This window comes from Motilibacter rhizosphaerae, from assembly GCF_004216915.1.
GTDB classification, from domain to species: domain Bacteria; phylum Actinomycetota; class Actinomycetes; order Motilibacterales; family Motilibacteraceae; genus Motilibacter; species Motilibacter rhizosphaerae.
On record NZ_SGXD01000002.1, the window covers coordinates 1135475 to 1148054 of the forward strand.

Below are 12580 nucleotides of genomic sequence, written 5' to 3' on the forward strand. Positions count from 1 at the left end.
TGGCTACCTGCTCCCTCAGCGCTTCTTGCCGGTCTTGCGACGGCGGACGATCAGACGGTCGCTCGGCTTCGAGGAGCGGCGGGTGCGGCCCTCGGGCTTGCCGTTCGGGTTGACCGGGTGGCGACCGCCACTGGTCTTGCCCTCACCACCGCCGTGCGGGTGGTCGACGGGGTTCATGGCCACGCCGCGGACGGTGGGGCGCTTGCCGCGCCAGCGGTTGCGGCCGGCCTTGCCCCAGTTGATGGACGACTGCTCGGCGTTGCCCACCTCGCCGACGGTCGCGCGGCAGCGCGCGTCGACGTTGCGGATCTCCCCCGAGGGCATGCGCAGGAGGGCGTAGGCGCCCTCCTTGGCGACCAGCTGCACGCTGACGCCGGCCGAGCGGGCGATCTTCGCCCCTCCGCCGGGCCGCAGCTCGATGCAGTGGACGACGGTGCCGACCGGGATGTTGCGCAGCGGCAGGTTGTTGCCCGGCTTGATGTCGGCGGCCGGGCCGTTCTCGATCGCGTCGCCCTGGCCGAGGCGGTTCGGCGCCACGATGTAGCGCTTCTCGCCGTCGGCGTAGTGCAGCAGCGCGATGCGCGCGGTGCGGTTGGGGTCGTACTCGATGTGAGCGACCTTGGCCGGCACGCCGTCCTTGTCGTCGCGGCGCCAGTCGATGAGGCGGTAGGCGCGCTTGTGGCCACCGCCCTGGTGGCGGGTGGTCACGCGACCGGAGTTGTTGCGGCCGCCCTTCTTGGGAAGGGGGACGACCAGCGACTTCTCCGGCTCGCTGCGCGTGACCTCGGCGAAGTCGGCCACGCTCGAGCCGCGCCGGCCCGGCGTCGTCGGCTTGTACTTGCGGATGCCCATGGGGTGTCGCGTCCTCGTCAGCAGTCGGATCTTCTGCGGTCTGGTCCTGCGGGTGCCGCCGGGGCGGCGCTCCCGCTAGGAGACCGGCCCGCCGAAGATGTCGATACGGTCACCGTCAGCGAGCGTGACAACCGCCCGCTTCGTGGACACGCGCTGCCCCGTCCCGAACCGGGTCCGCTTGCGCTTGCCCTCTCGATTGAGCGTGTTGACGCCCGTCACCCGCACCCCGAAGACCTTCTCGACCGCGGTCCTGATCTCGGTCTTGTTGGCGTCCGGCCGCACCAGGAAGGTGTACTGGTTGAGGTCGAGCAGGCCGTAGCTCTTCTCGCTCACCAGCGGGGCCAGCAGCACGTCGCGGGGGCCGCGGGCCAGGAGCGCGCGGCTCGGGCTCGCACCGTTGGCCTTGCTCACTGGTCCTCCTCCTTGCTGAGGGTCAGCTCGCCCTCGTGCGCGACCGCCGAGGCGGAGCGCCCGCGCGGCGGGCCGGCGACGAACGCGTCGAGCGCGCCGCGGGTGAAGACGACGTCGTCGGAGACGAGGACGTCGTAGGTGTTGAGCTGGTCGGAGTAGATCCAGTGGACCTGCTCGAGGTTGCGCACCGAGCGCAGCCCGACGCTGTCGCCGCGCTCCAGGACGACGAGCAGGTGGCGCCGCTCGCTGATGCGGGCCAGCGTCACGAGCGCCGACTTCGTCGACGGGGCGTCGCCCTCGACCAGCGCGGTCAGCACGTGCACGCGGCCGTGGCGCGCCCGGTCGGAGAGGGCCCCGCGCAGGGCGGCGGCCTTCATCTTCTTGGGCGTCCGCTGCGAGTAGTCGCGCGGCTGGGGGCCGTGCACCGTGCCGCCGCCGACGAACTGCGGCGCGCGGGTCGAGCCCTGGCGGGCGCGGCCGGTGCCCTTCTGGCGGAACGGCTTCTTGCCACCGCCGCGGACCTCGCCACGGGTCTTGGTGGCGTGGGTGCCCTGGCGGGCCGCCGCCAGCTGCGCCACCACGACCTGGTGGATCAGCGGGACGTTGACCTGCACCTCGAACACCTCGGCCGGGAGCTCGAGGGTGCCGGCCCTCTCCCCCGCCGGGGTCAGGACGTCGATCGTGCTCACTTGCCGGCCCCCTTCGCAGGAGTCTTCGAGGCGGTGCGGACGAGCACGACGCTGCCGCGTGGGCCGGGGACGGCGCCCTTGACGAGCACCAGGCCCTTCTCCGCGTCGACGGCGTGCACCGTCAGCCCCTGGGTGGTCGTGCGGACGGCGCCGTGGCGGCCTGCCATGCGCAGGCCCTTGAACACGCGGCCCGGCGTGGCGCAGGCGCCGATCGAGCCGGGGCTGCGGTGCTTGCGCTGGACGCCGTGGCCCGCGCCCAGGCCCTTGAAGCCGTGGCGCTTCATGACGCCGGCGGTGCCCTTGCCCTTGCTCCGGCCGATGACGTCGACCTTCTGCCCGGCCTCGAACACCTCGGCCGTGAGCTCCTGGCCCAGGGCGAAGTCGGCGGCGTCCTCGGTGCGGACCTCCACCAGGTGGCGGCGCGGCGTGACGCCGGCCTTCTCGAAGTGGCCCGCCAGGGGCTTGACCACCTTGCGCGGGTCGACCTGGCCCCAGCCCAGCTGCACCGCGGCGTAGCCGTCGGCGGCGGGCGTGCGGACCTGCGTGACCACGCACGGACCGGCCTGGATGACCGTGACGGGGACGAGCTTGCCGGCCTGGTCCCAGACCTGCGTCATCCCGAGCTTCTCGCCGAGGATGCCTCGGACGTTGGATACCTGCGAAACCATGATCAGAGTCCCCGGCTCAGAGCTTGATCTCGATGTCGACGCCCGCGGGGAGGTCGAGCCGCATGAGCGAGTCCACCGTCTTGGGCGTCGGGTCGAGGATGTCGATGAGGCGCTTGTGCGTGCGCATCTCGAAGTGCTCGCGCGAGTCCTTGTACTTGTGCGGCGAGCGGATGACGCAGTAGACGTTCTTCTCCGTCGGCAGCGGCACCGGGCCGGCGACCTGAGCGCCCGTCCGGGTCACCGTCTCGACGATCTTGCGCGCCGAGGAGTCGATGACCTCGTGGTCGTAGGCCTTGAGCCTGATGCGGATCTTCTGTCCCGCCATGGCGTGTTGGTCGTCCTTCGTCTCGAACCGCTGCTTGTGCCCCGTGCTCCTCGGCGCCGACCCCCGCGGTCGGGCGTGTCGCGCCGTTGTCGCACAGATCGCCGCGACGCGCGCACTGCTCCCCAGGGGGTCGTGCGCCTCGTCAGCGGCGTGGCACCTGGAATCCACTATCGCCGGAACGGCGCAGGCACCTGGCCCCGCCATCCGCTCGTCCCCGTGCTCGCTCTCGCGCTGCGGGGCCGCCCGGTGACTGGGCAACCTCGTCAGTATGGCCCAGCGAGGGGCCGTACGTCCAATCGGTGCCGCTGCCGGCCCCCGGACGCCCCTCTGCCGGTGCGGCGCGGGACGGGTGGGGCCGGGCACGCCGGAGGGGGCCGGTCCCAGCGGGACCGGCCCCCTCCGTCGGTGCTACTTGGTGATCTTGGTGACGCGACCCGCGCCGACCGTGCGCCCGCCCTCGCGGATGGCGAAGCGCAGGCCCTCCTCCATGGCGATGGGGTGGATGAGCTCCACGGCCATCTCCGTGTTGTCGCCGGGCATGACCATCTCGGTGCCCTCGGGGAGGGTCACCACGCCGGTCACGTCCGTCGTGCGGAAGTAGAACTGCGGGCGGTAGTTGTTGAAGAACGGCGTGTGCCGGCCGCCCTCGTCCTTCGACAGGATGTAGACCTGCGCGTCGAAGTTCGTGTGGGGCGTGGTCGTCCCGGGCTTGATGACGACCTGGCCGCGCTCGACGTCCTCGCGCTTGATGCCGCGGAGGAGCAGACCGACGTTCTCGCCCGCCTGGCCCTCGTCGAGCAGCTTGCGGAACATCTCGATGCCGGTGACGGTCGTCGTCTGCTTCGTCGGGTGGATGCCGACGATGTCGACCGTCTCGTTGACCTTGACGACGCCGCGCTCGATGCGGCCGGTCACGACGGTGCCGCGGCCGGTGATCGTGAAGACGTCCTCGACGGGCATGAGGAACGGCTTGTCGACCTCGCGCTCGGGCTGCGGGATCGACTCGTCGACCGCGTTCATGAGCTCCATGAGCTTGTCGGCCCACTCGGCGTCGCCCTCGAGCGCCTTCAGCGCCGAGACGCGCACCACGGGGACGTCGTCGCCCGGGAACTCGTACTCCGAGAGGAGCTCGCGGACCTCGAGCTCGACGAGCTCGAGGATCTCCTCGTCGTCCACCATGTCGGACTTGTTCAGGGCCACGACGATGTAGGGGACGCCGACCTGGCGGGCCAGGAGCACGTGCTCCTTGGTCTGCGGCATCGGGCCGTCGGTCGCGGCGACCACGAGGATGGCGCCGTCCATCTGCGCCGCACCCGTGATCATGTTCTTGATGTAGTCCGCGTGACCGGGGCAGTCGACGTGGGCGTAGTGACGCTGCTCGGTCTGGTACTCGACGTGCGCGATCGAGATCGTGATGCCGCGCTGGCGCTCCTCGGGAGCCTTGTCGATCTGGTCGAACGGCGTGAAGGGGTTGACGTCCGGGTAACGGTCGTGCAGGACCTTGGTGATCGCCGCGGTGAGCGTCGTCTTCCCGTGGTCGATGTGCCCGATCGTCCCGATGTTGACGTGCGGCTTGGTCCGCTCGAACTTCGCCTTCGCCACGGTGGTGTCCTCCTCAGGACTACTGCGTCGTGCTGCGCGACCTGGGTGGTCGCACGCTTGGGGGGATCCCGGTCACCCGGGGGGTGGTACGGGGCGAGCTACTCGCCGCGCGCCTTCTTCACGATCTCCTCGGCCACGTTGCGAGGCACCTCGGCGTAGGAGTCGAACTGCATGGTGTAGCTCGCGCGGCCCTGCGTCTTGCTGCGCAGGTCCCCGACGTAGCCGAACATCTCCGAGAGCGGGACCAGCGCGCGCACGATGCGGGCACCGTGCCGCTCCTCCATGGCCTGGATCTGGCCGCGGCGGGAGTTGAGGTCGCCGATGACCTCCCCCATGTAGTCCTCGGGGGTGGTGACCTCGACGCCCATCATCGGCTCGAGGAGCACCGGGTCGGCCTTGCGCGCGGCCTCCTTGAAGGCCATCGAGCCGGCGATCTTGAAGGCCATCTCGGAGGAGTCGACCTCGTGGTAGGCGCCGTCGAGCAGCGTCATCTTGATGTCGACCATCGGGTAGCCGGCCAGGACGCCGAGCTGCATGGCCTCCTGCGCGCCCGCGTCCACCGAGGGGATGTACTCGCGGGGGATGCGGCCGCCGGTGACCTTGTTCTCGAACTCGTAGCCGCCGTCGCCGCCGCCGGTGGGCGCGAGGGCGATCTGCACCTTCGCGAACTGGCCGGAGCCGCCGGTCTGCTTCTTGTGCGTGTAGTCGTAGCGGTCGACCGTCTTGCGGATGGTCTCGCGGTACGCCACCTGCGGCTTGCCGATGTTGGCCTCGACCTTGAACTCGCGGCGCATGCGGTCGACGAGCACCTCGAGGTGCAGCTCCCCCATGCCGGCGAGGATCGTCTGGCCCGTCTCCTCGTCGGTGCGGACCTGGAAGGTCGGGTCCTCCTCGGCGAGGCGCTGGATCGCGACGCCCAGCTTCTCCTGGTCGCCCTTCGACTTGGGCTCGACGGCGACCTGGATGACCGGGGCCGGGAAGTTCATCGACTCGAGGATGATCGGCGCCTCGGGCCCGCAGAGCGTGTCACCGGTGGTGGTGTTCTTCAGGCCCATGACGGCGACGATGTGGCCGGCGCCCACGCGGTCGATCTCGTCGCGCTTGTTGGCGTGCATCCGGTAGACCTTGCCGATGCGCTCCTTGTGGCCCTTGGTGCTGTTGAGCACCTGGGTCCCGGCGGTGAGGGTGCCGGAGTAGACGCGCACGTAGGTGAGCTTGCCGAGGTGCGGGTCGCTCATGATCTTGAACGCGAGCGCCGAGAGCGGGGCCTCGTCGCTCGGCTCGCGGGTGAGCGTCTCCTCCTCGGAGCCGACCTTGTGGCCCTCGACCGCGCCGATGTCGAGCGGGGAGGGCAGGTAGCGCACGACCGCGTCGAGCATGGGCTGGACGCCCTTGTTCTTGAACGCGGAGCCGCAGAGGACGGGCGTGATCTTGCTCGCGATCGTCGCGCGGCGGATGCCGGCGATGACCTGCTCCTCGGTGGGCTCCTGGCCCTCGAGGTAGAGCTCCATCAGCTCGTCGTCGTTCTCGGAGAGCGTCTCGATGAGCTTGTCGTGCCACTCCTGCGCCGCCTCGGTGTGCGTCGCGGGGATGTCGACCGTCTCGTACATCTCGCCCTTGGCGGCCTCGTCGCTCCAGAGCAGCGCCTTCATCGCGATGAGGTCGACGACGCCCTTGAAGCCGGCCTCGGCGCCGACGGGGATCTGCAGGACCAGCGGGGTCGCGCCGAGGCGGTCGACGATCATGTCGACGCAGCGGTGGAACTCGGCGCCGGTGCGGTCGAGCTTGTTGACGAAGCAGATGCGGGGGACCTCGTAGCGGTCCGCCTGGCGCCAGACGGTCTCCGACTGCGGCTCCACGCCGGCGACGCCGTCGAAGACCGCGACCGCGCCGTCGAGGACGCGCAGCGAGCGCTCCACCTCGACGGTGAAGTCGACGTGCCCCGGGGTGTCGATGATGTTGATGGTGTGGTTGTCCCACTGGCAGGTCGTGGCGGCGGAGGTGATGGTGATCCCCCGCTCCTGCTCCTGCTCCATCCAGTCCATCGTCGCGGCGCCCTCGTGGACTTCACCGATCTTGTAGTTGATGCCGGTGTAGAACAGGATCCGCTCGGTGGTGGTGGTCTTGCCCGCGTCGATGTGGGCCATGATCCCGATGTTGCGGACCCTGGCCAGGTCGGTGGTACGCAGGTCGGTCGCCATGAAGGTCTACGCGTCCTCAGAAGTCTCGGGGGTGTCTCGGTGCAGAGCCGGTGTGCCGGCCCGGCGGCGGCGGGCCCTGGTGGGGCCCGCCCCCGTCACCGACAACGGTAGGTGACTACCAGCGGTAGTGCGCGAAGGCCTTGTTGGACTCGGCCATCTTGTGGGTGTCCTCGCGCCGCTTGACGCTGGCGCCGAGGCCGTTGCTCGCGTCGAGCAGCTCGTTCATGAGCCGCTCGGTCATCGTCTTCTCGCGGCGGCCCTGGGAGTACGACACGAGCCAGCGCAGGGCCAGCGTGGTCGAGCGGGTCGGGCGGACCTCGACCGGCACCTGGTAGGTCGCGCCACCGACGCGGCGGCTGCGGACCTCGAGGGTCGGCTTGACGTTGTCCAGCGCGCGGCGCAGCGTGACGACGGGGTCGGCGCCGTTCTTCTCGCGGCAGCCCTCGAGGGCGCCGTAGACGATCTGCTCGGCGATGGACTTCTTGCCGCTCTGCAGCACCTTGTTGACGAGCTGCGTCACGAGCGGCGAGCCGTAGACCGGGTCGACGACGAGCGGACGCTTGGGAGCCGGGCCCTTGCGCGGCATCAGCTCTTCTCCTTCTTCGCGCCGTAGCGGCTGCGAGCCTGCTTGCGGTTCTTCACGCCCTGGGTGTCGAGCGAGCCCCGGATGATCTTGTAGCGGACACCGGGGAGGTCCTTCACACGACCGCCGCGCACGAGCACGATGGAGTGCTCCTGCAGGTTGTGGCCGACGCCGGGGATGTAGGCCGTGACCTCCATCTGGCTGGTGAGGCGGACGCGCGCGACCTTGCGGAGCGCCGAGTTCGGCTTCTTCGGGGTCGTCGTGTAGACGCGCGTGCACACGCCTCGGCGCTGGGGGCTGCCCTTGAGCGCGGGCGTCTTGGTCTTCGTCGCCTTGTCCTGCCGGCCCTTGCGGACCAGCTGCTGAATCGTGGGCACCGCGTCCTTACTTCCTCTCCAGATCCCATCCCGCGCCCGCCGCACGGTGCGGGCGGAGCTGCGTCGTCTGCACGGCCTCCGTACCCCCGCGGTCGGGCGTGTCGCCCGCGTCTTCGGGGCTCGTGCTCCGTGGACGTCCTGCGGCGGTGCGGGGTGGTCGCGCACACGCGTAGGCCTGGGGACACCCAGGCTCGACGTACGAGAGTACCCAGGCGGGTGGCCCGAGGTCAAAAGCGGCCGGGTCCGGGGAGCGACCTCCTCCACGAGGCGCCGGTGCCGCCCGCGGACGCCGGGGTCAGCGCACCGTCCCGAGCACCCCCGTCGAGGAGCCGGACGACCCGCCGCCGAACGCCACTGCCAGCACGACGACCGCGACCACGGCGAGGATGATCAGGCCGAACACCACCAGGTGCACCCACGCGATGATCCGCGCGGCCCTGTTGAGCCCCTCCCCGCCCTTGGCGCCGCCCGACTCCCGGATCGCGCGGTCCGAGCTGCTGGCGAGGAACAGCGCCACGACCGCCAGGACGACCGGGCACGCCACCCACGAGGCGATGGCGCAGACGAGCGCGGCCACCGCCGTCCCGTCGTTGGCCGGCGGCTGCGCGTACGGGCCGGGGCCCCAGCCCGGCTGCCCCCACGGCTGCGGCTGGCCGTACGGCTGCTGCTGGCCCCAGGGCTGCTGCTGTCCGTGCGGCTGCGGCTGGTCGGGAGGCCACGGGGGCTGGGAGCTCACGCGCGCATCCTGCCAGACCGCGGCAGGGTCGCTGCACGCACGAACCGCCCGCCCCCGGCAGGGGACGGGCGGTCCGGACGTGCGGGACGCGACTAGCCGCGGAACGGCCCGTAGTCGTAGTCCTCGAGCGGCACGGCCTGGCCGGAGCCCTGGCCGAACGGCGAGTAGTCCAGGTCCTCGTAGCCGGGGAGGGAGTACATCGCCGCGCGCGCCTCCTCGGTGGGCTCGACCCGGATGTTGCGGTAGCGGGGCAGGCCCGTACCGGCCGGGATGAGCTTGCCGATGATGACGTTCTCCTTGAGGCCGAGCAGCGGGTCGCTCTTGGCCTCCATCGCCGCGGTCGTGAGGACCCGCGTCGTCTCCTGGAAGGACGCCGCCGAGAGCCACGACTCGGTCGCGAGCGAGGCCTTCGTGATGCCCATGAGCTCCGGGCGGCCGGAGGCGGGAGTGCCGCCCTCGGCCACGACGCGGCGGTTCTCCTCCTCGAAGCGCGAGCGCTCCACCAGCTCGCCCGGCAGCAGCTCCGCGTCGCCGGACTCGATGATCGTCACCCGCTTGAGCATCTGGCGGACGATGACCTCGATGTGCTTGTCGTGGATCGACACGCCCTGCGAGCGGTAGACCTCCTGGACCTGCTCGACCAGGTGGATCTGCACCTGGCGCGGGCCGAGGATGCGGAGGACCTCCTTGGGGTCGACCGCGCCCTGGACGAGCTGCTGCCCGACCGCGACGTGGTCGCCGTCCGCGACGAGCAGGCGGGCGCGCTTGGAGACGGGGTAGCCCTCCTCCTCCGAGCCGTCGTCGGGGACGACGACGAGCTTGCGCTGCTTGTCGGTGTCCTCGATGCGGATCCGCCCGCTGGCGTTGGCGATCGGGGCCACGCCCTTGGGGGTGCGGGCCTCGAACAGCTCGACCACGCGCGGGAGGCCGTGGGTGATGTCGTCACCCGCCACACCACCGGTGTGGAAGGTGCGCATCGTGAGCTGCGTGCCGGGCTCGCCGATCGACTGGGCGGCGATGATGCCGACCGCCTCGCCGACGTCGACGAGCTTGCCGGCCGCCAGGGAGCGGCCGTAGCACTTGGCGCAGGTGCCGACCTTGCTCTCGCAGGTGAGGACCGAGCGGACCTTGATCCGGTCGACCCCCGCCTCGATGAGCGTGCCGATGGCGACGTCGCCGAGGTCGGCGCCGCCCTCGAGCACGACCGCGCCGGACGCGTCCGTGGCGGTCTCGGCCAGCGTGCGGGCGTACGCGCTGGTCTCGACGTTGTCGGCGCGCACGAGGCGGCCGTCCGAGGACTGCGCCCCGATGCGCATGACGATGCCGCGCGTCGTGCCGCAGTCCTCCTCGCGGATGATGACGTCCTGCGAGACGTCGACGAGGCGACGGGTGAGGTAGCCCGAGTCCGCGGTCCGCAGCGCCGTGTCCGCGAGGCCCTTGCGGGCGCCGTGGGTGGCGATGAAGTACTCGAGGACCGAGAGGCCCTCGCGGAAGTTCGCCTTGATCGGGCGCGGGATGATCTCGCCCTTGGGGTTCGCCACGAGGCCGCGCATGCCGGCGATCTGGCGGACCTGCATCCAGTTACCGCGGGCGCCCGAGTTGACCATCATGAACACGGTGTTGTGCAGCGGGAAGGACGCCTGCATCGCCTCGGCGACCTTGTTGGTCGCCTCGGTCCAGATGTTGATGAGCTCCTGGCGGCGCTCGTCGTCGGTGATGAGGCCGCGCTCGTACTGGCCCTGCACCTTCTCCGCGCGCGCCTCGTGGGTGTCGAGGATGCTCTGCTTCTCGGCCGGGGTGACGACGTCCTCGATCGAGATCGTGACGCCGGACCGGGTCGACCAGTGGAAGCCCGCCGCCTTGAGCGCGTCGAGGGTCGCCGCGACCTGGACCTTCGGGTAGCGCTCGGCGAGGTCGTTGACGATCCCCGAGAGCACCTTCTTGTCCACGATGCTGTCGACGAACGGGTAGTCCGCCGGCAGGGCCTCGTTGAACAGCGCGCGCCCGAGCGTCGTCTCGAGCAGGACCGGGCCCTCCGCCGGCGCCTCGGTGCCCACCGGGGGCACCAGGGAGTCGAAGCGGATGCGGACCCGCGCCTGCAGCGAGAGCGAGCGCTGGTCGTGGGCCATGATCGCCTCGCTCATCGAGGAGAACACGCGGCCCTCGCCCTCGGCGCCCTCGCGCTGGGAGGTGAGGAAGTAGATGCCGAGCACCATGTCCTGGGTCGGCGCGGTGATCGGACGACCGTGAGCCGGGCTCAGGATGTTGTTGCTCGACAGCATGAGGATGCGGGCCTCGGCCTGCGCCTCGGCGGACAGCGGCAGGTGGACCGCCATCTGGTCGCCGTCGAAGTCCGCGTTGAAGGCGGTGCAGACCAGCGGGTGGATCTGGATCGCCTTGCCCTCGACCAGCTGGGGCTCGAAGGCCTGGATGCCGAGGCGGTGCAGCGTGGGCGCGCGGTTGAGCATCACCGGGTGCTCGGTGATGACCTCCTCCAGCACGTCCCACACGACCGGGCGCGAGCGCTCGACCATGCGCTTGGCCGACTTGATGTTCTGCGCGTGGTTGAGGTCGACCAGGCGCTTCATCACGAACGGCTTGAAGAGCTCCAGCGCCATCTGCTTGGGCAGGCCGCACTGGTGCAGCTTGAGCTGCGGGCCGACGACGATGACCGAGCGGCCGGAGTAGTCGACGCGCTTGCCGAGCAGGTTCTGGCGGAACCGGCCCTGCTTGCCCTTGAGCATGTCGGAGAGCGACTTCAGGGGGCGGTTGCCCGGGCCCGTGACGGGCCGGCCGCGGCGGCCGTTGTCGAACAGCGCGTCGACGGCCTCCTGGAGCATGCGCTTCTCGTTGTTGACGATGATCTCGGGCGCCCCGAGGTCGAGCAGCCGCTTGAGGCGGTTGTTGCGGTTGATCACGCGGCGGTACAGGTCGTTGAGGTCGCTCGTCGCGAAGCGGCCGCCGTCGAGCTGCACCATCGGGCGCAGGTCCGGCGGGATGACCGGGATGCAGTCGAGCACCATGCCGTTGGGCGAGTTCGTCGTGTTGAGGAACGCGCTCACGACCTTGAGCCGCTTGAGGGCGCGGGTCTTCTTCTGGCCCTTGCCCGTGCGGATGATCTCGCGCAGCTTCTCGGCCTCGGCGTCGAGGTCGAACGACTGCAGGCGCTTCTGGATGGCCGCCGCGCCCATGCCCCCGTCGAAGTACTCGCCGAAGCGGTCGCGCATCTCGCGGTAGAGCATCTCGTCGCCCTCGAGGTCCTGGACCTTGAGGTTCTTGAAGCGCTCCCAGACCTCGGTGAGGCGGTCGATCTCGCGCTGCGAGCGGTCGCGCAGCTGCTTCATCTCGCGCTCCGCGCCCTCGCGCACCTTGCGGCGCGCGTCGGCCTTCGCACCCTCGGCCTCCAGGGCGGCGAGGTCCTCCTCCAGCTTGCGCTGGCGGGCCTCGACGTCGGAGTCGCGGCGCTGCTCGAGCTGCTGGCGCTCGACGGAGATCTGCGCCTCGAGGGACGGGAGGTCCTCGTGGCGGCGCTCGTCGTCGACGTACGTGATCATGTACGCCGCGAAGTAGATGATCTTCTCGAGGTCCTTGGGGGCCAGGTCGAGCAGGTAGCCGAGCCGGCTGGGGACGCCCTTGAAGTACCAGATGTGCGTGACGGGGGCCGCGAGCTCGATGTGGCCCATGCGCTCACGCCGCACCTTGGCGCGGGTGACCTCGACGCCGCAGCGCTCGCAGATGATGCCCTTGAAGCGGACCCGCTTGTACTTGCCGCAGTAGCACTCCCAGTCCCGGGTCGGACCGAAGATCTTCTCGCAGAAGAGCCCGTCCTTCTCCGGCTTGAGGGTGCGGTAGTTGATGGTCTCGGGCTTCTTCACCTCACCGTGCGACCACTGACGGATGTCGTCAGCGGTGGCGAGGCCGATGCGCAGCTCGTCGAAGAAGTTGACGTCGAGCACCTGGTTCCTTCTCTCGCTCTAGGTCGTGCGAAGTCGATGGGAGGCGGGGGTCAGGGCGGCGGGGCCCGCGCGGCCCGGGGCCCCCCCCCCCCCCCCCCCCCCCAACCGGCCGGGGGGGGGCGGGGGGGGGGGGGGGGGCCCCCCCCACCCCCCCCCCGACAAAAACACCACCGGGACGCG

General features: G+C 70.6%; 11 protein-coding genes. All 11 read right to left on the reverse strand.

Going from position 1 to position 12580, the window contains the following annotated elements; genetic code table 11:
• Positions 1–15 precede the first annotated feature (15 nt).
• The 11 genes from rplB to EV189_RS10860 all read right to left on the reverse strand — a co-directional run bounded on the left by rplB (position 16) and on the right by EV189_RS10860 (position 12400).
• Positions 16–852, reverse strand: a complete 837-nt coding sequence (gene rplB, locus EV189_RS10810; RefSeq protein WP_130492869.1) for a 50S ribosomal protein L2 — start codon at positions 850–852, stop codon at positions 16–18.
• Positions 853–927: 75 nt separating this feature from the next.
• The gene (gene rplW, locus EV189_RS10815; protein WP_165400247.1) at positions 928–1263 is read right to left on the reverse strand and encodes a 50S ribosomal protein L23; all 336 of its coding nucleotides are present in this window, start codon (positions 1261–1263) and stop codon (positions 928–930) included.
• Positions 1260–1952 (reverse strand): 50S ribosomal protein L4, encoded by a 693-nt coding sequence (gene rplD / locus EV189_RS10820; RefSeq protein WP_130492870.1) that lies wholly within the window; start codon positions 1950–1952, stop codon positions 1260–1262. Before rplD ends, rplW begins: the two co-directional genes overlap by 4 nt.
• Complete coding sequence (rplC, locus tag EV189_RS10825; protein WP_130492871.1) at positions 1949–2620, reverse strand: 50S ribosomal protein L3; 672 nt, start codon at positions 2618–2620, stop codon at positions 1949–1951. The genes rplD and rplC overlap by 4 nt, the downstream gene beginning before the upstream one ends.
• 16 nt (positions 2621–2636) lie before the next feature.
• A complete protein-coding gene (gene rpsJ, locus EV189_RS10830; RefSeq protein ID WP_066889903.1) occupies positions 2637–2945 on the reverse strand; it encodes a 30S ribosomal protein S10 in 309 nt (102 codons plus the stop codon).
• Positions 2946–3353: 408 nt separating this feature from the next.
• On the reverse strand, positions 3354–4547 hold the full coding sequence (gene tuf, locus EV189_RS10835; protein WP_130492872.1) for an elongation factor Tu: 1194 nt from the start codon (positions 4545–4547) through the stop codon (positions 3354–3356).
• Positions 4548–4645: 98 nt separating this feature from the next.
• Positions 4646–6748 carry an elongation factor G gene (fusA, locus tag EV189_RS10840; RefSeq protein ID WP_130492873.1) on the reverse strand — a complete coding sequence of 701 codons (2103 nt, stop codon included), beginning with the start codon at positions 6746–6748 and terminating at the stop codon, positions 4646–4648.
• Positions 6749–6863: 115 nt separating this feature from the next.
• Positions 6864–7334, reverse strand: a complete 471-nt coding sequence (gene rpsG / locus EV189_RS10845; RefSeq protein ID WP_130492874.1) for a 30S ribosomal protein S7 — start codon at positions 7332–7334, stop codon at positions 6864–6866.
• Positions 7334–7708, reverse strand: coding sequence for a 30S ribosomal protein S12 (gene rpsL / locus EV189_RS10850; protein WP_121194689.1), 375 nt, complete (start codon positions 7706–7708; stop codon positions 7334–7336). Before rpsL ends, rpsG begins: the two co-directional genes overlap by 1 nt.
• A 295-nt stretch (positions 7709–8003) precedes the next feature.
• Positions 8004–8444, reverse strand: a complete 441-nt coding sequence (locus tag EV189_RS10855) for a hypothetical protein (protein ID WP_130492875.1) — start codon at positions 8442–8444, stop codon at positions 8004–8006.
• Positions 8445–8536: 92 nt separating this feature from the next.
• On the reverse strand, positions 8537–12400 hold the full coding sequence (locus EV189_RS10860) for a DNA-directed RNA polymerase subunit beta' (protein WP_130492876.1): 3864 nt from the start codon (positions 12398–12400) through the stop codon (positions 8537–8539).
• Positions 12401–12580: the final 180 nt, after the last annotated feature.

Coding starts and splice junctions, on each gene's coding strand:
- rplB (WP_130492869.1), bottom strand. CDS start 852: ATGGGCATCCGCAAGTACAAGCCGACGACGCCGGGCCGGCGCGGCTCG.
- rplC (WP_130492871.1), bottom strand. CDS start 2,620: ATGGTTTCGCAGGTATCCAACGTCCGAGGCATCCTCGGCGAGAAGCTC.
- rpsJ (WP_066889903.1), bottom strand. CDS start 2,945: ATGGCGGGACAGAAGATCCGCATCAGGCTCAAGGCCTACGACCACGAG.
- fusA (WP_130492873.1), bottom strand. CDS start 6,748: ATGGCGACCGACCTGCGTACCACCGACCTGGCCAGGGTCCGCAACATC.
- rpsG (WP_130492874.1), bottom strand. CDS start 7,334: ATGCCGCGCAAGGGCCCGGCTCCCAAGCGTCCGCTCGTCGTCGACCCG.